A 20,792-nucleotide genomic window follows, 5' to 3' on the forward strand; every position below is an offset into this window, starting at 1 on the left:
CATGTCCGCGCTGATTGGCGTGGACATGAATACCTTATGGCGAGGGCTCTGGATAGATGACTTGGCCGGTTGCTTACCGTTACCCGCCCGGTGCCGGGGTCGATACAGTACGTACTCAGCGATTGGCACGTGATCGATACCAGACCGCATAGGGCTGAGCCAGCCACCATTTGAGAGGCACACTGCCATGGTATTTGCGCACCACTGTCATGGCCTCCTGATAGTGCAGGCGACGTAAAGTGTTCGTCTTGGTTGCAGCGTGTTCACGATTGGTGGCTACAAAGCGATCGATAAAATGCAATGGTCCCATGGTTTTATACATGCGCCACCATAGGTCGTAATCCATCGCCATATGCAGATTGGTGTCCAAGCCACCAACTGCCTCCCAGGCGGACCGGCGCATTAACGTCGCTGGTTGTGCCACTATGCATAGTTGGGAGAGCCACCACTCGCTGAATGAACGCGTCCAGATCGCGTGGCTTTTGCCGTTTCGCTCAACAAAGTTCCAGGCTCGACCATAGACCATGGCTGCCGTTGGGTGGCATTGCAGTTCCGAGAGCAATGCTGTCAGCCCATTCGGTAGATACCAATCGTCACTGTTTAGCCAACATACATAGGGTGCGCTGCCAAGGGAAATTCCCTCATTGATGGCGGCCGATTGGCCCGCATCGGCGTGGCTACGCCAACCCGCCAGTTTCGATTCCCACCGCCGGATGATGTCCAGTGAGTTGTCGCTAGAACCACCATCCATGACAAACACCTCAACTGGCAGATCATCAGCAAACACCGATGCCAACGCCTGCTCAAGGTACATGCCTTGATTGAAGGAAGGGATGGCAACGGTAATGAGGGGCAGAGGGATAGGCATCAGTTCGGAGTTCGGCAGTTTAAAAACTGGCATGCAGAAGTCTAGATTGTAAGCGATTCAGACTTGTACACTATTTTCTACTTATAAACTACTGAATTTTATCAAATCTCAAAGTACTTTGTTGTTGAATGAATTGAGCACTGAGACGTCGTGCATCAGTTGGCGTTGAAAATGATTTATCGAAAGATATTTCATAATCGTCGCATTGCACATGTTTAAGAGGAAAGGTTAATTCGTTTTCACCAAATCTCTGTGCCTCAACGGTGGCTATAACTGTTCCAGAATCTCTTGCTTTCATTACCATTGAAAATGGAGGTAGAAATTCCGATTGATTTGGGTTGGCTATCATTACTTTCATCGTTAAGCGCCCACTGAGAGTGAGTTTGTTGCAGAATTCGGCCTGTCCGACCGAAAGATGCAGTTTTTCCGCAATCCAGTTGTCATTGTATTGTGCGAATTGCAGATGTTCTTTTGAGGTTGGCCGGTACCATATATCGAAATATTTCCCATTTTTGTGAATCGTTGTCATCATTCTGAACCCAAGCTCAGGGCCGATTGTTTTAAAAATTCCAGAAGTTTCTCGTATTGCATCATTAATTCCGAAGTGAGGTGGGAAGAGATAGTTCTCACGAGCTGCAATGTAGAAATTGGTTGAAGAGTTGAACTTTATATATTCCCGAGCAGGCATGCCTTTTTCATAAACGTTGGCGAGGTTGCCGGAGGTTAATTTTTTATCTACATTCCAGGATAAGCCAAGAAAATCCAATGGGCCGATGCCGTGATAGTTTGTCGCAACGACCGGTTCTATATCGGATTTGTTGAGGAGGAGGGCTATGTCGTTGGTAATGATGTTGCTCTCACGTAATCCTATCAAATAGCTCGTTTCATAGCGCCATGATCCAATGAGGAAGTAAGTTGCGTAGATGGCGGTTAATATCGTGAGGATAATGGACTTATATTTTTTGTTGTTGGTTGGTTGTAATGCTGGTCGGTGCACTTTTTTGTAAATGAGTGCGATGCATTCAGAGAGAATTAATGCCGAGCAACAATATATCCAGAAAACAACTTGTATGTTAAGCGTTGATGCCATTAATAATGGGATACATACGGAGAACGCTGTGGGTAGGAAAGAAAATATTTTTAGTTGTTCTTGAGCACTTTCCGAACGATATGCAAGGGCAACGGCGACTATCGTGGCAAGTGTGGCGGGAAGAATTATTGGGTTGTAAAGAGTTAAGTATTTGCCATACTGTATGATCACATCAGTCCTGCTGGATACGCCGCCTAATGACTTCCAGGCTGCTGCAGTGGCGCCAAAACTGGCTTCATACATATAATCGAATGTGACTTGATAGTGTTTGGCAAATATGGGGGCACTTAGTAGTAGGGTCAGGCCGATTCCACTGGCGGTGCCTATTGCATTTTTCTTGTCTCTATTGATTAGGCAGGTGCTGAATATGTGTGTGAATGCAGCGATCAATATAAAGACAATATCTACAGTTCTAAGTATTAGGCCGAGTGCTGTGAGAATGCTTAAGTGAGTTGGGCGATTTTTATGCTTTGAATTGAGGGCGATTAGATAAGATATTATCCAAAGCCCCACATTGAATTCCGTTGTTAGAGTTGTGAATAATCTGAAGAAAAAGGTATGACTGCATATTATTGCGCACAAGAGTAGGGCGTATTTGGCAGACTTCATCTTGCTGGCGTAGATGAAGAAGCTGAATAAATAAATAGAGTTAACTAAAATCGGAATATAGTTCCTGGGGAGGTTGTTGTAGCAAAGCGCTGCGATAATCGAGCTTAGTGCGTTGCTTATCGGCCAGAAATATACCTCGCCACGGGCATGTGGTGTCGATATGGTGTGCTCGGATGCATAAAAAAGCCAGTCATTCATCAGCCTGGCGGTAGCAAAATAGTTGAGTCCATCATAATCTGGAATGAAGGGGGAAAATCGGCCGATGAGTATAATCGCACTCGCAATGAGTAGTGCTATTGAAATCAATGCTAGGCGATTGGGGGTTGGACGGGGGCGGGTCATTTGTCTTGAAAAAATTGGTATATCATGTCAATGATCTGATGAGTATGGCTCTCCACGCCGATCCAAAGTGGTAGCCTGAGCAAACGATCAGAGAAGATTTTTGTATTCACAAGAGACCCGCTGGTGCGGCCATACTGTAAACCTGCTGGTGAATCATGCAGAGGTACATAATGGAAAACTGAATTGATATTTTTTGAGCCAAGATATGTAATTAGTTCTGTTCTTATCTTTAGTGATTCTACGATAATGTAGTACATGTGTGCATTGTGTTTGCAGTTCGAGGGTATGGTGGGGCGAATAATTTTGCCGCGCTCAGATAATTCCCGAAGTTGGATATTATATGTATCCCAAATGGCAAGTCGTCTCGCGGTGATGTCATTAGCCTTTTCCATCTGAGCCCAAAGAAAAGCGCTGATAACTTCGCCGGGTAAATATGACGAGCCAATGTCTGTCCATGTATACTTGTCAACTTGCCCTCGGAAAAATTGACTTCTATTTGTTCCTTTTTCTCTGATTATCTCTGCACGTACAGTGAATTTTTCGTCGTTCACTAGGAGTGCACCCCCCTCACCAGATATCAAGTTCTTGGTTTCGTGAAATGAATAGGTGCCTAGGTTTCCGATAGATCCAAGAGCTCGCCCTTTGTAAGTTGACATAATGCCTTGCGCGGAATCCTCAACCACTAACAGGTCATGACGTCGTGCAATCTCCAGGATGGCGTCCATCTCGCAGGCTACACCTGCATAATGTACAGGTACGATGGCCCGAGTTTTTTCTGTTATTGCTGCTTCAATTTTTGTTTCATCAATATTCAACGTGTCCGGTCGAATGTCTACAAATACCGGTACACCGCCCCGAAGAACAAATGCGTTAGCGGTCGAAACGAAGGTGTATGACGGCATGATGATTTCATCGCCGGGCTTGATGTCACAAAGCATCGCTGCCATTTCCAGCGCGGCGGTGCAGGAATGAGTTAGCAGAGCCTTCCTAGTTTGGCAGTTGCTCTCCAACCAACGATGGCATTTTTTTGTAAATTCACCATCACCTGATAAATGCCCGTTGAGATGGGCTGCTTCAATGTAAGAAAGCTCCCTGCCAGTCATATATGGCTTATTGAAGGGTATCGCCTTGAGATTCGTTGTCATAGTGTGGTGGCGGTTTTTTGAGCTACGATGAAGCGGGACCCACCTAGAGGGAGGGTGACGATTTTTGTAAAAATAAAGAACTCAATTTTTAGTATTTTTGAGAGTATTGAGTTTGTAAATTTATTGATCTTTAGTCCCGGAATTTTTTCTGCTGATAGTTTAATATTTTTATTGTTGCGTAATCGTGATACGTACATGATTGGAAGTAGAAGGCTAACGAACGATGTGCTGAAAATGGGGTTTAAGCCAGCAGCAGTTAATTTATTTCTGATTTCTTCGTGCGAATATCGTCGTACATGGCAGGCATAATTATCAATATGACTCCATAGCCATCTGTGCTGTGGCACTGTGATGTACAGTAATCCGTTGGGTTGGAGGGCCTCGGATATTTGTTGTAAAACTAGTTCGTCTTCTTCTATGTGTTCAAGAACATCGAATGCCCCGATTGCATCAAATTCGGATTGGAAAGGAATATGGCGAGCATCCATCTGCATGAAATTTACTCGTGGAGATCTGTTTTTGGCATAAGATATTCCTTCTTCAAAGTACTCACTTGCATAGATGCTCGTACTCGGAAAATTATCCGAGATTGCAGATACTACAAAGCCGGTGCCGCAGCCGATTTCTAGAAATTTGTCAAGCTTCTTGCTGTATTTGTTTAACGCCCAGATAATCAGTATATTTCTGAATTGGAACCAAAAGTTGGATGATTCTAGTCTGAATAATTCGTTGAAATATTCGGCTTTAAATCCTGGCGTGTTGGTTTTCATTTTTGGGCAAATACGAATATTTTGAAGACGAAAAACAAGTTGATTGCAACGACCGCAATGCCTATCGCTTGAGCGATTCTTGCATCAAAATTCAAATAATCGATTAAAAAAGTGAGGGTGATAAAATTAATTAGATAACCGATTATGTGTGCAATTAAGAAGCGAGGTAAAGTCTTTTGATAGCTTGCTCTGTTGGAGAAAGTCCAGTTCTTGTTCCCGAGAAATCCAATGCATGCCCCAGATGCATAGCACAGTGTCATGGCGATGATTGGCGGTAAATTAATGTGAAGTGCGAGTAGGTAGAGGCAGTATATGGAAAGGTTGCTGGCCCCGCCAATCAAGATATATCGTATTAGTTGATGCATTCGATCGTGGCCGAGTTAACTCTGTGGTAGATGTCTTGCGGGTTTTTGAAAGAAAAACCGAGAGATATAAAGAGTTTTAGCATGGCAAGATTGGCGGCTGATATTGAACTTCGCACGCAGGTATGTCCTTTTGCAAACATATCAATACATGTGGAGCTCCACCAATATTTGGTCAAGCCTCGACCCCGAAAAGCTGGGTCCACTGCATGAAGTACCAATGAATTGTCTTGATATGCGATGAATCCGCAGACCTTCGTTTGCCAGCAAAGTGCGTAAACTTGATTTAATTGAATCAATTGCTTTAACCAATTGTCGTAGCGTTGGTCGGCATCTTCGTTCTTAATTTTGAAGTCTCTGTGAAATCGTCCATGAGAGAATGCACCATGACAGATGGTGAGAAGCCGATCTGCATCAAAATTTTGAGAAATGGTTACGTCAGGATGAACGTGTGATTTTAAATTCTCAGGTGTGCAATAGGGCTCAATTAATGTGTCTGTGTAATAAAACCCATAATCATGTAGTAATTTCTTTGAAGCAAGTGGATCAATTTTTATGCTCTGATGCCCATCTAACTTGTTTGCTGCTTTTAATGTGTCTTCGGAGTAATCCATAATTTGCCATGCGGGTATTTTGAGCGCAATTGCGTCCCACGGGCTTGCAGTGATTTTGGATGAGTTATTCATGGAATGTTGTCCTTCTGATAATGTAAAGAGGCCGTTTTTTGCATTCGTCAAATGTTTTGCCTAAATAAATTCCGAGAATGCCGAGTATTGATATTATGAGGCCGCCAATGAAGTATAGAGAGACGATTAGGCTATTCCAGCCCGGAATGGCAGATCCATACAAGAGCGCATGCATCAAGATATAGCTTCCATACAGGAAGGAGCATAATGCCATTATGAATCCGAAGCGCACGGCCAAGCGAAGTGGTTTGTCGGAGTAGGCAATGATTGTCTCTGTTGCCAGTTTCCATAGTTTTTTTAAGGTATAGCTGGACTGACCTGCATGGCGTTCTGCATGAGTTACTTCAATACTGCACGTTGGGAAACCCAGCCATTGAATTAGTCCACCAAAAAAGCGCAGTTGTTCGTCCATTTTTTTAAAGCTGGAAACTACTTTTCGAGAAATGATTCTAAAGTTTCCTACTTCACCATCGAACTCAATTTCCGCAAGGTAGGAGAATATTTTGTAAAATATTTTGGAGCTGAATCTCTTTAGGATGGGGTCCTGTCGCGATCCGCGCCGTGCGAGTACGATGTCAAAGCCTTCCATTGCTTTCGCATAAAGTCGAGGGATTTCCTCTGGGCGATCTTGAAGATCGCAATCCATTACGACAACCCAATCTCCAACGCTATGATGCAGGCCCGCAGTAATGCCATAATGTTGACCAAAATTGCGACTGAATTGAATGCCTCGAACCCTGTCATCAGCCTTCGAAAGGCGTTCAATATGCTCCCATGATTGGTCTCCTCCGCAGTCTTCAATCAAAATGATCTCGAAATCTGAAGATATATGGTTCAAAGCAACGCAGAGACGATGGTAAAGCTCATCAAGGCACTTTTCTGCCTTGTATACAGGAATGACGACGGATATGATAGGTTGCTTATTTGAACCGGTCATGGCTGCAAGGTCGGGTGCATTGTGTGGCATATGGCAGTTATTTGTGGCGGGGGAAACTACGCACAATACAAGTACGAAGGGCGAAAAGCCCTGTACAAGGTGTGTGCGTCAAGCCGTTGATCGAATTACCATTCAGACCTAACGTAAGTCTGGCGCAGTTCAATGCTGCTACTAAGTGATTGGTACCAACAGAAAGGGGGAGCATGTTCTCGGGTTGCACATTGGTTTCCCTGCATCCTGGATGCCATACATATCGCATTTCAAAAGTACCGTAGTCAAAATATGTGGGCAGGCGAGGTTGGGGGCTCACAAGTGATCGTGTCCTCGGGTTGGGCCACTTTGTGGCTAGCGTTGTCAGCGGACCAGGCAACAAATATCTCCATGCCGTAGAAGTTTTGCACTTGTGTGTTCAATGTCGCTCTGTATCAATGAACTGCCCTGATGGACTTAACCATAACAAAGCTTGACTTGGCAGGGGAACTGTTACGCGCCTCGTCTGGGCCAAACTCAAGCCAACGCAACGCGCAGCACGCTTTGTTGGCTGCCTCGCGTGTACGGCCAATACCTCACCGTCAATATGGTCGGCGCTCTACTGGGCGGCAGGCGGGTATGCTCGCGCAAAGATTTCGCATGTGTTGTAGACGGGCCTTGGCCTGCATGTGCCGCACACTACGGCTTAGACTGTTCGGAAATGGGCAGTTAAAGCGAGCATTCTGCATGACTTTGGGTCCTGATTTCCTCACTTTTCAATCCTCATCTGCCGCTGGTGCTCCTAGACGCGAGGTGGCTCGATTGGCGCGATGTTGGACATGGGGGTCCTAATAGCACGGATCGAAGCAGCAGATGTCGTAGGGTCACAGGGCTGGTGCGATGTGAGCTGTGTGTTGGTTGAGTTCAGTTTGTACGATCGCAGAGAGCCACCCAAGCCCCTATAGAGTCTGCATTTCTCATGGCACTCGCTAACCTAGGGCGGATGACGCGGATGACGCGGATGACCTGGTGGCATGGCGGCAGCCGTCACGCACCGCACCAAGCCAGGTGCAATGTTGACGACTTCGCCTGCGAGACAGGGGAATTCAACGGTAACTGACTCATTGCTGGTGGGCTGCAAGCTAGGCGATACGACATCGAGTCGAAGTGGCGATCAGTCACTGTACCGCGCCTGTTTCTACCCGGCATGAGGACCATGAATGCTATGCTTCAGCAGCTCGTGTTCCAGCCATTGCCGGCCACAGCGAAACAACAGATATACGATAATTTATGATCACTTGGCTGGCTTCTTACCCGCGGTCCGGCAATACCTTGCTGAGAACCCTCTTTCAAAGCTGCTTTGGCCTGCAAACTTATGATGCCGAGGCGAGACATGAGCGTGATGAGTTTTTTTCAGCTCCGGAGGGGCAGGCCATAGGTCACCTGAACCTTAATATGCCCTGGGAAGAGTTTTATGCAGATGCATCCACTTCCCCCGAGATGCATTACGTGAAAATCCATCGATCTCCCCTGGATAGGCACAAAACAATTTATGTCGTACGGGATGGGCGAAAATCAATTCTCAGTTACCTTGAATACCATGCACGGTTCACGCAGGGCTTGAGTACATCGCTGCCCGCCTTGATCATGGGATTGGATTTTTATGGTGGATGGTCTGAACATTATCGCTCATGGCAACAGGGTGATGGGCAAATGCTGTTGCTTCGCTACGAGGATCTCGTCAATGCGTCAGACGCGATTTTGCAGAAAATTGGGGATTTCATAGCGTGCCCCGTGCTCAGGCCTTGGAACAATCCATTTGAGAAGCTTCATCAAATGAAGCCGGAGTTCTTTCGTCAAGGACGTGCAGATTGGGGGGGGGACTCACGATGGACTTCGTTGATTAATGGGCTATTTTTTCACGAGCATGGCGAATTGATGCTTGAGCTTGGTTATGCGTCAAGTGACGAAGTTCAGATGGCGCGTACGTCACTGCCTAGCGAAATAATAGAACTTAGTGGATCTCTATTGGGGCTGAAGAACGAGATTCAATATTATAAAAAAGAATGCGAGGCGCGATTGAGGGTAATAGAGGAGCTTGATCAAGCCTGTAAAGATCGCTTGAGAGTAATTGAGTCCTTGACCCCATGTCTCAAAATTTAGAGCTTGTAGATCGCGAGAATAGAGTTTTCAAGTTAAAAATCCCATTAATATATTTGAGTGAATGTGGCGGGCTGCATGAGGCTTAACAGGCCGAAGAAATACCTCACTGATCAGACTGTGTGCTGAGGCCGCAGGCGGTAAGCTCCCGGCACCCTGGGATTCCTGACTCCCATGCGCGTCACCGACACATTCACCGAGAGCCTGTTTTCCTTTCGCAAACCTACTGAGTTCGGGCCAAGGCCTTTCTCGGGGCGGGGCAGTATTTCAGCAGCCTGCTAGGTCTTCGTGACCGCTTAGATTGCTTGCGCGAAATTGTGACGATTTGGGGCGCCGTGCCTAAGCCTGAGCCAGGGTTTCTTGCCTGGCAGGGCCGACAAAGTTCAGTGTGTCAGGCGATGCAGTCGGTCGGCGACCAGATGCTTGAGCATGAAGAACCAGATTGCATTTCTGATCTCGTGATGGCTGGGTTGCCGCCCCAGCAAGCGCTCCCGGATCCTCGTCATTTCCTGTTGACCGATCTCATTGATGTTGGCCGAGGTTTTTTGTGCTTCGTGGATTCGGAAAGCGCCAATAAGTTGCGGGATGTGGGCAAATTGGGCACCCGCATCTCGGAAGCGCACCAGCAGGTCCCAGTCCATGGCAAAACGGAACGACTCGTCAATCTGAGCCCCTACCTTGTCCCAGATACGACGGCGCCAGAACATGGTCTCTTGTGGCACGAAGTCCGCCCATGACAGTACCTCTCCGTCATGACCTGGCATGATCCATCGACCTATCTCTTGATCGTTTTCGTCGATCAGCACGCGGTTGCCGTACACCACGTCGACTTCGGGATGGCGTAGGAAGTAATCCGCTACGGCACCCAGGGCATTGGGCAGCAGCAGATCGTCGGAGTTGAGCCAGCCCATGATTTCGCCGTTGGTCTTCTGGAAGGCACGGTTAATGGCCTGGGATTGACCGCTGTCCTTTTCCGACACCCAGCCTGTCAGACGGCTTTGGTAGCGCTGCAATATGGCGACGGTGTCGTCTTGCGAACCACCGTCTTGCACAAAGTATTCTAGGTTGGGGTAACCTTGTTCGAGTACGCTCAATAGGGTGCGCTCAATGTAATGCCCTTGACCGTAACTGGGCGTGACGATTGAAATCTGCGGCGCCTTTTCAGCCGCCAACATGACCATCTTGGTAGGCGGAAGCACCATGGTCTTTGGGGGGTACTGGTATAAGACTCCAAGGCCAGGTTTCATTGCTGATCTCAATACATTGAATCCCCAACGCAGCGGCAGCAATATAATTCGAACGAGCTGTAAGCCGTGGCGAATAAAGTTGCTCAACAATCGTCCTGGCAAGAATGCCAGATAAAGGATGCGATAGGCGACAAGAGCTTTAGCCAACGCTCGAATGATTTCTTCTTTTTCGATCAGTATCGTTCGCAGCGCTTCTGTATGTTGCAACGGTTCTGTTGTTACTGCGCACGGGACCTTTGGTTCCCCATCGGGGACTCCCGCTTGGCTCTGGCGAAAATTCCTGTTGTCGACCGTATCATTCAGCATGGCGTGCTGGCGTTGTATCAGAATATCTTTGTCTATTAACTGTTGTTGAGCATGGTTGAATTGGACAGCCAGATTCGAATAGTCTCGAACTTGGTGCATAACAGTCAGCCAATTTGTGCCACGGTGTTGACCGTATGCTTGCAGCGCCTCACGAGCATTCGCCGGAAAGAAAGCAATGACATCATTGACAACCATGATTTCATGATATGAGCTCAAATTCCGCAACGCGCTTATTACCTGTTGTAGCGTGGGCCATTGCGAGATGTCGTGTGGCGCTGGGGGGGGGGCAAGAAAAAATCTTGCATCATCGATGAGTACCACGGAGCTTGGATTTAACGTTCGGAGTGCTGCCAATTCCTCTAGCAGCGGGCATTGTGAGGTTTCTCCTGTGGCGCCAGAGGCCACGCACCAGTGAGCATCGAGCCAATACAACACGGCGGTCTGGCACAACTTCTGCTGCAGTTCACCAAGTCGCGTTGGTGAGTGGCCGTGGTGGATGGTGACTCCGGAATGCCCTTCAAAACGCGCACTGGCAGCTTTCCAAAGGGTGTCAGAGTCTTCGATGGAGTGAACTACATCAAAGCGCGACGCCATTGCTTGTGTGGTGTCGCCTTTGAAGGTGCCAGACTCCACGAACACCTTGAGTTCGAGAGTTGAACACAGTGCATCCACCAAATGGGGATCTAATGAAAAAGTGACGGCACCCATGGGTCGTAATTTATCCTATTGATAGAGCGGCGCCTCGTGGCTGGCAGTGCGTACGTTCCAGGCGCACGGACTGAGGACTTGGTGAAGTCGACAGCAGCGTTGAGGTTACAGCAACCATTGTCAGGGGCGTTGCTGCGCCCTTTGAGGCGCACCTCATTGGACCGTAAGTGGCGTGGTATATCGAGGTTACAGGAGAAGCGTGGGCACGAGGAAGGCCATGAAGGGAATCCTTCACATTTCCAGTTCTCGCTGGGGATCAGATTGGAGGCACGTGGTCAATTCATTGATTTGGTGATCAGGTGCGTCTATGGCGGCTTTCACCTGAACAGTGGAGCAGGAGGTGTTGAGATCATCGACTTGTTGGGCTAGCAAGGCAATTTTTTGGTTGATTCGCTTGAGTTGTAATTCAAGACGTGTATTCAAAAGGTCAGCATGCAAGGCCTTGACCAAGGCAACAAGCAATGCCAGCAGCAGCAGCAGTGTCGGAGGATAGGCAATGCCGACAAAGCCCGCAAGATGATCGATCAATCCTGGCCAGAGCCCAAAGAGGGCCGCCACAGCGGCAATCAGGATCCAGAATAGGCCATGGCTCAGGTGCAGATGGTCCCGCCGCAGCAGGTACAAAATAAGGCCCGCCAGCCCCAGGCCCAGCAGGCTGGTGGTCAATTGAAGATGCGCCATGTTAATGAAGTTGAAAGGCCCTTGAGGCCATGTTGCTTATGATTACTTCTTGGGCGGCGGGATGCTAGGTAAAAGCTCGCTCTTTAGGGCCAAATAAATTGGATTGTGTGGCTCGGCTCGCAGCGCAATTTCAAGATCTTTTTGCGCCGCGCCGTTTTGTCCAAGGTAATGTTGTGCCAGAGCCCGTGCATAGATAGCCTCTGCGGTTGGTCGCTTGTCGATCAGCGGGTTCAGTATCTCAATGGCTTTTGAGGCTTCATTTTTTCCGATATGTGCCATTGCCATGCCCACCAAGGTGCGGATGTTGTCGGGCTTTTTCTGCAGCAGGAGTTGGTAGTCTGCTATTGCTGTATCGTATTCTCGCGCAGCAACGGCGGCTTCAGCATGGCGACGACGGCCCAATTCCTGCTCCTGTGCAGTCTGTGGCTTGTTCAGCGCCTGTGCGTAACTTTGCATGGCGGCCGCGAACTGACCTTGGGCATACAAGATCTCACCGCGCTGGAAGTACAGCGCCGCCTCCTGAAAGCCCATGGCCTCGGCCTGACGCAACTGGGCGAGTGCTTGCGCGGGTTGTTTGAGTTGGGCGTAGCTCATGGCCAGGTTGAAGCGCGCAGAACCCAGTGGCTCGCCAAGTTGGGTGGCCAAGCTGAACAGGCGCAAAGCTTCCTGGTACTCCTCGCGCTCGAGTTGCGCGCTCCCCATGTTGAGAAAGGGTCGCCAGCGGCCTACAGCATTGGCTTCTGCCTCAATGTCCACTTTATCGGCTGCATCGGTCCAGGCAGATTGGGGATCGCGCAGCGATTGCACGCGTTCAAAGCTCAGTCCTGCCAACACAAGGGCAAGCAATACGGTGGCTGGGTAGATCAGTCGATGTTTGAATCCGATCAAGGGAAGGGACGCTAGCATTGGAAGGCTGAGCGCCCACAAATAGCTGCGGTACAGCACGAACGGATCTTGAATCCAGACAGTACTGAACTCCGTGCCGAACATCAAAAGTGGAAACAATAGACCCAGGCCGATCAAGCCAAGAACGTCGGACCGACGCAGTACCAGCCAAGCGGATACGCCTAGCAGGCACAGGTAGGCAAGCGCTCCGCCAATGGCCTGCATGCTGAGTAGACTGAGCGGAAACTCCGGACGCAGGTCGATAGACATCCAGCCCACATTTGGGATGAGCCACAGCAGACCGTAGCGGAAGAAAAGACCCATTTGGTTCGCGATGCTCAACGACCAAATATGCTGGCTCACGCCGGGGTTAAGCGCATCCAGTTGCTGGGCGTAGGCCTTGGACGTGTCGTCAAACAACTGTCCCAGCACTCCGGGGTAGTGTCGGGACAGGAGCAGTGCGCTCAGCGCTAACACGAGCATTGCTGCGGCCGCGAGCATCGTAATCCGACGGCACCCAGGCCGTCGCACAAATATATACAAAGGCAGGGCGAGTGTCGCAGCGGTCACGGCGTATTCCTTGCTGAACACTGCCAGAAGATAGGCCAACGCGGCGACGCCAAGCCAGGACTTGCTGCCGCGGCTCAGACCGTGCACCCAGGCAAGGCAAGCCATCGCTACGAAAAATGCCGCCATGACGACCGAGCGTTGGATCAGGTAGGCCACTGCATACACCGCTACAGGATTGAGTGCGAACAGGACTGTGCCGAACTGTAGCGCGGCCTTGTTCGAGGACTCAAATTGAGGTGCCGCCGCCATCTCCTCGGGAAACGTTGTGTGTTCAAGCAATGCGCGGCCGAGCGCATAGAGTAGAGCGCAGGTGCCAAGGTGCCAGAAAACATTGAACAGGCGCTGTTTCCACCAACCTTCGCCGAACAGCGACTGCAGCCAGACAAAACTGCCGTAAGAAAGCCCGCGGATCTGTGGCCACAGCCCCCCGTAGTGTTCGAACACTGTGCCATCACTGAGTCGGGCATCGTCGAACAACAATTGGTTGCCAAAACCCGAGCCATAGACGACACAGACCAGTGCGGTTAAAAGTACGCCAAAGGCAAGTGAGTGGACGGGAATCTTTTTCATTGTGTGGCTGTGACAGGCTTTCGTTGGAATCCTGGCTCAAATTGAAGTTCACGCGATGACACGGCGCTTGGTTTCCCAACGCGCCAGACATAGCAATGTGGTTGCTGCCATGTACTTCAGCACGCTGAACCATGAATTGAAGATGCGCGAGGCTCCCACTTGGCGCAGGTTCATCGACACAGGCACTTCGGTGATGCTCAGTCCGGCCTTGCGGATCAGCAGCAGGGCACCTACGTCTTGGTAGTCGAGCAATGTCGCCTCAGGGGAGGCAACTACCTGCATTGCTGCCTGGTTATAGAGCCGGAAGCCCGAGGTCAGATCCTGCAGTTCGAAGCCGGTGAGGCTACGGAACCAATTCCAGGCCAGTTGCCGCAAGGGGCTACCGCGCTCAGGAAAGGATCCGATCACGACGTCGGCATCGTTGCGTCGTGCCAGCAGAGCGCTGATTTCTGACACCTCATGCTGCCCATCGGCGTCCATGGTGAGCACTGCCTCATGGGCTCGGGTCAGCCCTAGCCTGATGCCCGCCTGCATTGCCCCCCAGGCGCCCAGCGGTAGTGCTGGACGCAGCACGGTTGCGCCATGACGAGTTGCTACCGCACCGGTATCGTCTTGGCTACTGTCATCGATGACCACCACGTCATGAAAGCCTGCCTGTTGCAGCGCTTCCAATAGCGCTGGAAGGGTCAAGGCTTCGTTGCGTGCTGGGATCACTATCAGTAGCCCTCGAGGGGCCACCGACAGAATTGGGGTGTCGAGGTGTCTTTGATAGATACGTGTCAATTTTGCGCTGCACGATTCGATGGTGAAGCGCCGCAGGAAAGCATGGCGCCCTGCTGCGCCTGCGCGCGCACGTTCGTCAGGTGACTGCTGCGCACGCACCAGGGCCGCTCGCCACGCTGGCACATCGTGAGGCGGCACACACCAGCCAGCTTGGCTGCTGTGAACAATCCATGGCAGGCCAGAGCCGGTCAACTCTGACACCAGGCACGGTACGCCAGCCCGCATAGCTTCTAGTACAACCAGTCCGAAGGCTTCAGTGCGCTCGCACGAGGCTAGGCAAAACAGCTCGCAGTCGTCTAGCAACTGCTGCTTTTCGATGTCATCGCAGCGGCCCAACAGTCGAACCGCGGGTGGTTGGCCTGCGGGCGTATTTTGAGTAATCAATAGTTCGAGCGAAGGGCGCAGTTCCCCATCGCCGGCTATCAGCAGCTCCACGCCGGGCGTGGCGGCCACGGCGCGTATCAGCGTCTCGTAGCCTTTGTAGTGGGTCAGGCGGCCGATTGAGAGTAGGCGCATGAAGCCTGGGCGCCAGCGCTGAGCGCTGGGCATGGGGCATTCGGCGGTGGCCGACGCGTTCAGGCCAAGAGGCACAACCGTGCATTGTTTGCGCCAGGGCAACAGTGGGCGACTGGCGCGCAAATAACTGGGGGATGTGGCAATGATGGTGGTGGCTCGCCTAAGCAGGGCGTCCTCAAAAGGCTTGTAGGCCAGATAGGCCAGCCGCAACGCAAGGCGCCGCGGGTTCACCACTACGTCTGAGTGCCAGTGCAATACCCAGGGGATGCGTTGAGCTTGGCCTAGGGTTAGGCACCAGAATGCCGCGTTGTTGGGCAGATGAAGGTGCAGCAGTTCGGGCTGAAACTCAGCCAACAGAAGCTTGAGCCGATGCCTGAAACCGAGTGCGATCGGGGCATAAATCAGTTGGGTTTGCACGGGCACCCGCGTCAGCCAGGAGGGGTCGTCGGCCCGCGGTTGCCCGTGCACAAGTGCTCGCGCGTCAATACCCTGACGGCGCTGCTCCGTGATCAGATCGGCCAGGAACGTTTCCATACCTCCCAGATCGGGTGGAAAGAACTTGCCGATATGAAGAATGCGCGCCGTCATGCCCTCTGCTGTACTCCCTGTTGGACTGCGTAAGCTACTGAGCGGCAATCCTGTCAGGCTTGCGGCTGAGGCAATCGTTTTAAATTGCAGATTTTACCGACTCGATGTACGCATGGTGAACAAGACGGGGATGATTCGATACCGCCTTGCTAAGGCATTCACCCCTCCGCCACTCGCTTCGCCAGATGCGCCAGCGCCTCTTCCACCTGATCCACCAGCACCAGGCACAGGTCGCCGGGTTGCAGTCGGTCCAGGGCCGCGTCGATGGCCTTGAACTCGCCCTGGATCTCTTCGACATGGCGGGTGCGGGTGGCGCCGGCCAGGCCTTGACGCAGCAGGGCCATCACCTCGCCGTCGGCGCGGCCGCGCTGGCAGGCGTCTTCGTACAGCACTACGTCATCAAAGGCCTGGCCCAGGATGGCGGTCTGTTCGGTGATGTCTTCGTCGCGCCGGTCACCGGCACCGCTGATGACCACGGCGCGGCGTTGGGCCGGCATGGCCTCGACGGCCGAGACCAGGGCGCGCATGGCGTCGGGGTTGTGGCCGTAGTCGGCAATCACGGTGGCGCCGCGGAAGTCCATCACATTGAAGCGGCCGGGGGCGTTGTCGCTGTCGTTGACAAAGCTGGCCACGCCGCTGCGGATGGTGTCCCAGCTCAGGCCCACGCCCCAGGCGGCGGCCACGGCGGCCATCACGTTGTCGACCTGGAAGCCGATGGTGCCGTTGCGGGTGATGGGCACGTCGCGCAGCAGGATGTGCTCGCGCCAGGTGCCTTCGGCCACCACGATGGCGTCGCCGTCCACATAGACGGTGCGCTTGCCCTGGGCCCGGTGGGTGGCCATGACGGGGTGGTTGCGGTCTCGGGCAAAGTAGATCACCTGGCCTGGGCAGCTTTCGGCCATGGCGGCGACCATGGGATCGACGGCATTGAGCACGGCGTAACCCTGGGGGGCCACGTTCTGCACGATCACGCGCTTGACCACGGCCAGGTCTTCCACCGTGTCGATGTAGTTCATGCCCAGGTGGTCGCCGGCGCCCACATTGGTGACCACAGCCACCTGGCAGCGGTCAAAGCCCAGGCCTTCGCGCAGGATGCCGCCGCGCGCGGTCTCGAACACGGCCGCATCCACATCGGGGTGCAGCAGCACGTTGCGGGCGCTCTTGGGGCCGCTGCAGTCGCCGCTGTCGATCTGGCGGCCGTTCACGTACACGCCGTCGGTGTTGGTCATGCCGACGCGCAGGCCGCTGGCGCTGAACAGGTGCGTGATCAGGCGGGCGGTGGTGGTCTTGCCATTGGTGCCGGTGACGGCCACCACCGGGATGCGGCCGTTTTCGCCGCTGTTGTACAGATGCGAGACCATGGCCTCGCCCACCTGGCGGCCCTTGCCAAAGGAGGGCATCAGGTGCATGCGCAGGCCGGGGGCGGCGTTGACTTCGACGATGCCGCCGTGCTGCTCTTCGAGCGGACGCAGCACGCTTTCGCAGACCACGTCGACGCCGCAGATGTGCATGCCCACCATCTGGGCTGCGGCCACCGCACGGGCGGCCACTTCGGGGTGCACGTCGTCGGTCACGTCGGTGGCGGTGCCGCCGGTGCTCAGGTTGGCGTTGTTGCGCAGGATCACGCGCTGGCCCTTGGGCGGCACGGATTCAGGCTTCAGGTCTTGCAGGGCCAGCCGGGCGATGGCAATGTCGTCAAAGCGGATCTTGGTCAGCGAGGTGGCGTGGCCCACGCCGCGGCGCGGGTCGGCGTTCACGATGTCGACCAGTTGGCGCACGGTGTGCACGCCGTCGCCGATCACCTGGGGCGGGTCGCGGCGGGCCGCAGCGACCAGGCGATCGCCCACCACCAGCAGGCGGAAGTCATTGCCGGGCAGGTATTTCTCGACCAGCACTTCGCCGATGTCGGCGGCGGCCTTGTAGGCCAGGTCTAGGTGGGCGCGGTCGACGATGTTGACGGTGACGCCCTTGCCCTGGTTGCCATCCTGCGGCTTGAGCACCACGGGCAGGCCGATCTCCAGCGCTGCGGCCCAGGCATCGTCGGGGCTGGTCGCGGGGCGGCCCAGCGGCACGGGCACGCCGGCGGCGCGCAGCAGCATCTTGGTCAGGTCTTTGTCTTGCGCGATGGATTCGGCCACCGCGCTGGTGGTGTCCACTTCGGCGGCCTGGATGCGGCGCTGGCGCGAGCCCCAGCCAAACTGCACCAGGCTGCCCGAGGTCAGGCGACGGTAGGGGATGCCCCGTTTGACGGCGGCTTCGACGATCGAGCCGGTGCTGGGGCCCAGGCGCTCGTCTTCATCGGTTTCACGCAGCTTGGCGATGGCCTCATCGATGTCGAAGGCCGCGTTGTTCTGCGCTGCCTGGATCAGGGCCAGCGACAGGTCGAAGGCCTGGCGGCCGACGGCTTCTTCGCTGTACTCGATCACCACCTGGTAGATGCCGGCTTCGGAGGTCGTGCTGGTGCGGCTGTAGGTGACCGGGCAGCCGGCCTGTGATTGCAGGGCCAGGCCGGCGGCTTCGAGCACGTGGGCCAGCGAGACCGGGCCTTCGTTGCTGTCATGGCGCAGCGGCCCCAGGCCCGGGAAGAGGGCTCGGATACGGGCTTCGAAGCCTTCCAGGGCGGCAATCGAGCGCTCGGCGGGGGCACATTCCACCACAGCCTCAATGGCGGTGTGGCGGCTCCAGATGTTGGGGCCGCGCAGGGCCCGGATGCGTGAGACTTCCATCTGTTTCTCTTGGGTGTTCAGGGGCGCAGGGGGGCCGTTGTTCAGCGGAAAAAGGCGGTGCTGCCGGCCGGGCGGACCGGTTGCGGATCGGGATCGAAGGTCTCGATGCCGGCGGCGATCAGGTCGGGCGAGATCTCCAGGGCCCAGGCTGTGGCCACGGCGGCCAACAGGGCCTCTTCGGTCATGGGGAAGGCGGTGCTCTGGCGCTCGCGGATGTCGCCCAGGTCGGACAGCACCTTTTCGTGGCCGCCTTCGGCCAATACCACGTAACCTTGCTTCAGGTAGACGGCGCGGCCCTGGCTTGCGCGGTGGGCTTCGATGGCAGGGATGCCGGCCTGCAGGCCGTACAGCACCACCGAACCATCGCACAGCGAGGCCATGTCGCTGACGCGGGAGTCGGCGGTGTTGAGCACGGCCACGCCGTCGGGCAGTACCACGTCCACCTGGGTGCGCATCACGCGCACCATCTGGTCGGGCTCGTGCACGTCGTAGTGGCTGAGGGCCTCAAAGCCTTCGAGGTCGGTCACCACGCCCACCTGGCAGCGGTCGTAGGGCAGGCCATCACGCAGGATGGTTTCAGCACCGTTTTCGATCACGGTGGCTTGCACCGAGTGGTTCATCAGCAGGCGGTGGCCGGCCTCCCAGTGGGCGCAATTCACCGATTCGACACGGCGGCGGTCCAGGAACAGGCCGTCTCTGCAGGCCAGACCGGTCTGGCGGCCGCTCAAATGGGCCAGCCAGGCCACCATGCGGGCGATCTTGTGGGTGTCGCGGGTGCCTGCCACGCCCACCACCGGGATGCGGCCGGGGGCGTTGTCGCCCTCGGTTTCGGGGAACAGGTGGTCGACGATGGCGCGGCCCACCGGGCGGGGCGAGCCCTCGGCGGGCTTCAGGTGCATCAACAGGCCGGGGCCGGCGTTGACCTCGACGATGGCGCCGCCCTGGTCGTTCAGGGGGCGCGAGATGTCCTGCGCCACCATGTCGATGCCGGCGATGTCCAGGCCCACGACCCGGGCGGCCAGGGTGGCGGCATGAGCCACTTCGGGGTGCACGCTGTCGGTGCAGTCGATGGCCACGTTGCCGTTGCGCTCGATCACCACAAAGCGGCCGGCAGCCGGCACGGCTTCAGGCGTCAGGCCTTGGCGCTGGATTTCAAGCTGCACCTTGTTGTTGGTTTCGATGACGATGGTCTCCAGCGGAAACTCTTCTTCGATGCCGCGGCGCGGGTCGGAGTTGAGCTGGCTGTCGATCAGCTGGCGCACCGTGCTGCGACCATCACCGGTGATGCCGATGATCTCGCCGCGGGCCGCGGCCACCACCCGGTCGCCCACCACCAGCAGTCGGTGTTCGTGACCGGGGATGAAGCGTTCCACCATCACGTCGCTGCCCTCGGGGTAGGCCACGTGGTAGGCGGCTTCGATGTCGGCTTGTTCGTGCAGGTCCAGGGTCACGCCACGGCCGTGGTTGGCGTCCGAGGGTTTGACCACCACCGGCAGGCCGATGTCCTGGGCGGCTTCCCAGGCTTCCTCGGGGCTGTTGACGATCTGCCCCTCGGGCACCGGAACGCCGCACGATTTAAGCAGTGATTTGGTCAGGTCTTTGTCGCCCGCAATGCCTTCTGCGATGGCGCTGGTGAATTCGGTCTCGGCTGTCCAGATGCGGCGCTGGCTGGCGCCGTAGCCCAGTTGCACCAGGTTGCCGTCGTTCAGTCGGATGTGGGGAATACGGCGGTCGGTGGCTGCGTCAACGATGCAGGCGGTGCTGGGGCCCAGGTAACAGTTGTCGACCTCGGTGCGCACGCGGTTCACGGCGGTCTTCACGTCGAAGGACTCGCCCTGGATGGTGGCGATCAGCAGTTTGTGGCCTTCGTCCAGGGCGGCCCGGGCCACGCGCTCTTCGCGGGCACGGAACACCATGCGGTACACGCCGTGGCGTGAGGTGCTGCGCGTCTGGCCAAAGCCGGTCGGCATGCCGGCCAGGTTCAGCAGCTCGATGACGATGTGCTCCAGGATGTGCCCGGCCCAGGTGCCTTCCTCCAGCCGCTGCAGAAAGCCACCACGCTCACCGACACCGCAGTGGTGCTCGATCAAGGCAGGCAGCAGGGCGACCAGCCGGTCTTTGAAGCCGGGGATCTTGTTGGAGGGGTAGTCTTCCAGTTCCCCGAGGTCCAGCCAGACTTCCAGCACGGAGCGGTAAGTCCAGATGTTGGGGCCGCGCAGGTAATTGATGCGCAAGAGCTTGAGATCGTCGGCTTTGATCATGTTCGAGTCGGG

At 54.5% G+C, this 20,792-nt stretch carries 14 protein-coding genes; 1 reads left to right on the forward strand and 13 read right to left on the reverse strand.

The features are described from left to right. Window positions 1-115: 115 nt before the first annotated feature. From AC07PT_RS27955 to AC07PT_RS27985, 7 genes are read right to left on the reverse strand one after another with little or no spacing between them, the layout of a single operon-like run. Entirely contained in the window at window positions 116-901 is a 786-nt protein-coding gene (locus AC07PT_RS27955) for a glycosyltransferase family 2 protein (RefSeq protein ID WP_494658858.1), read from the reverse strand. 55 nt (window positions 902-956) lie between these two features. Continuing rightward, complete coding sequence (locus tag AC07PT_RS27960) at window positions 957-2,909, reverse strand: hypothetical protein (RefSeq protein WP_494658859.1); 1,953 nt, start codon at window positions 2,907-2,909, stop codon at window positions 957-959. Continuing rightward, the gene (gene rffA, locus AC07PT_RS27965) at window positions 2,906-4,054 is read right to left on the reverse strand and encodes a dTDP-4-amino-4,6-dideoxygalactose transaminase (protein WP_494658860.1); all 1,149 of its coding nucleotides are present in this window, start codon (window positions 4,052-4,054) and stop codon (window positions 2,906-2,908) included. Before rffA ends, AC07PT_RS27960 begins: the two co-directional genes overlap by 4 nt. Then, on the reverse strand, window positions 4,051-4,824 hold the full coding sequence (locus tag AC07PT_RS27970; protein ID WP_494658861.1) for a class I SAM-dependent methyltransferase: 774 nt from the start codon (window positions 4,822-4,824) through the stop codon (window positions 4,051-4,053). Before AC07PT_RS27970 ends, rffA begins: the two co-directional genes overlap by 4 nt. After that, window positions 4,821-5,189, reverse strand: coding sequence for a GtrA family protein (locus AC07PT_RS27975; protein ID WP_494658862.1), 369 nt, complete (start codon window positions 5,187-5,189; stop codon window positions 4,821-4,823). Before AC07PT_RS27975 ends, AC07PT_RS27970 begins: the two co-directional genes overlap by 4 nt. Next, the gene (locus AC07PT_RS27980; RefSeq protein ID WP_494658863.1) at window positions 5,177-5,872 is read right to left on the reverse strand and encodes a GNAT family N-acetyltransferase; all 696 of its coding nucleotides are present in this window, start codon (window positions 5,870-5,872) and stop codon (window positions 5,177-5,179) included. Before AC07PT_RS27980 ends, AC07PT_RS27975 begins: the two co-directional genes overlap by 13 nt. Next, complete coding sequence (locus AC07PT_RS27985; RefSeq protein ID WP_494658864.1) at window positions 5,865-6,839, reverse strand: glycosyltransferase family 2 protein; 975 nt, start codon at window positions 6,837-6,839, stop codon at window positions 5,865-5,867. Before AC07PT_RS27985 ends, AC07PT_RS27980 begins: the two co-directional genes overlap by 8 nt. Before the next feature lie 1,230 nt (window positions 6,840-8,069). On the opposite strand from AC07PT_RS27985, the gene AC07PT_RS27990 reads away from it, so the two are divergent. Beyond that, on the forward strand, window positions 8,070-8,942 hold the full coding sequence (locus AC07PT_RS27990) for a sulfotransferase domain-containing protein (protein ID WP_494658865.1): 873 nt from the start codon (window positions 8,070-8,072) through the stop codon (window positions 8,940-8,942). 380 nt (window positions 8,943-9,322) lie between these two features. Here AC07PT_RS27990 and AC07PT_RS27995 read toward each other — a convergent pair whose 3' ends face one another. The 6 genes from AC07PT_RS27995 to AC07PT_RS28020 all read right to left on the reverse strand — a co-directional run bounded on the left by AC07PT_RS27995 (window position 9,323) and on the right by AC07PT_RS28020 (window position 20,780). Then, window positions 9,323-11,200 carry a glycosyltransferase family 2 protein gene (locus tag AC07PT_RS27995; protein WP_494658866.1) on the reverse strand — a complete coding sequence of 626 codons (1,878 nt, stop codon included), beginning with the start codon at window positions 11,198-11,200 and terminating at the stop codon, window positions 9,323-9,325. Between the two features lie 231 nt (window positions 11,201-11,431). Then, window positions 11,432-11,866 carry a DUF2304 domain-containing protein gene (locus AC07PT_RS28000; protein WP_494658867.1) on the reverse strand — a complete coding sequence of 145 codons (435 nt, stop codon included), beginning with the start codon at window positions 11,864-11,866 and terminating at the stop codon, window positions 11,432-11,434. Window positions 11,867-11,923: 57 nt separating this feature from the next. Beyond that, window positions 11,924-13,906 carry a tetratricopeptide repeat protein gene (locus AC07PT_RS28005; protein WP_494658868.1) on the reverse strand — a complete coding sequence of 661 codons (1,983 nt, stop codon included), beginning with the start codon at window positions 13,904-13,906 and terminating at the stop codon, window positions 11,924-11,926. A 48-nt stretch (window positions 13,907-13,954) separates the two neighbouring features. After that, complete coding sequence (locus tag AC07PT_RS28010) at window positions 13,955-15,793, reverse strand: glycosyltransferase (protein WP_494658869.1); 1,839 nt, start codon at window positions 15,791-15,793, stop codon at window positions 13,955-13,957. 158 nt (window positions 15,794-15,951) lie between these two features. Further along, window positions 15,952-18,519, reverse strand: a complete 2,568-nt coding sequence (gene cphA, locus AC07PT_RS28015; protein WP_494658870.1) for a cyanophycin synthetase — start codon at window positions 18,517-18,519, stop codon at window positions 15,952-15,954. A 41-nt stretch (window positions 18,520-18,560) separates the two neighbouring features. Further along, window positions 18,561-20,780, reverse strand: coding sequence for a cyanophycin synthetase (locus tag AC07PT_RS28020; protein ID WP_494658871.1), 2,220 nt, complete (start codon window positions 20,778-20,780; stop codon window positions 18,561-18,563). Between the last annotated feature and the right edge of the window lie 12 nt (window positions 20,781-20,792).

The sequence above is a fragment of the Curvibacter sp. GW821-FHT09D12 genome (assembly GCF_059416245.1).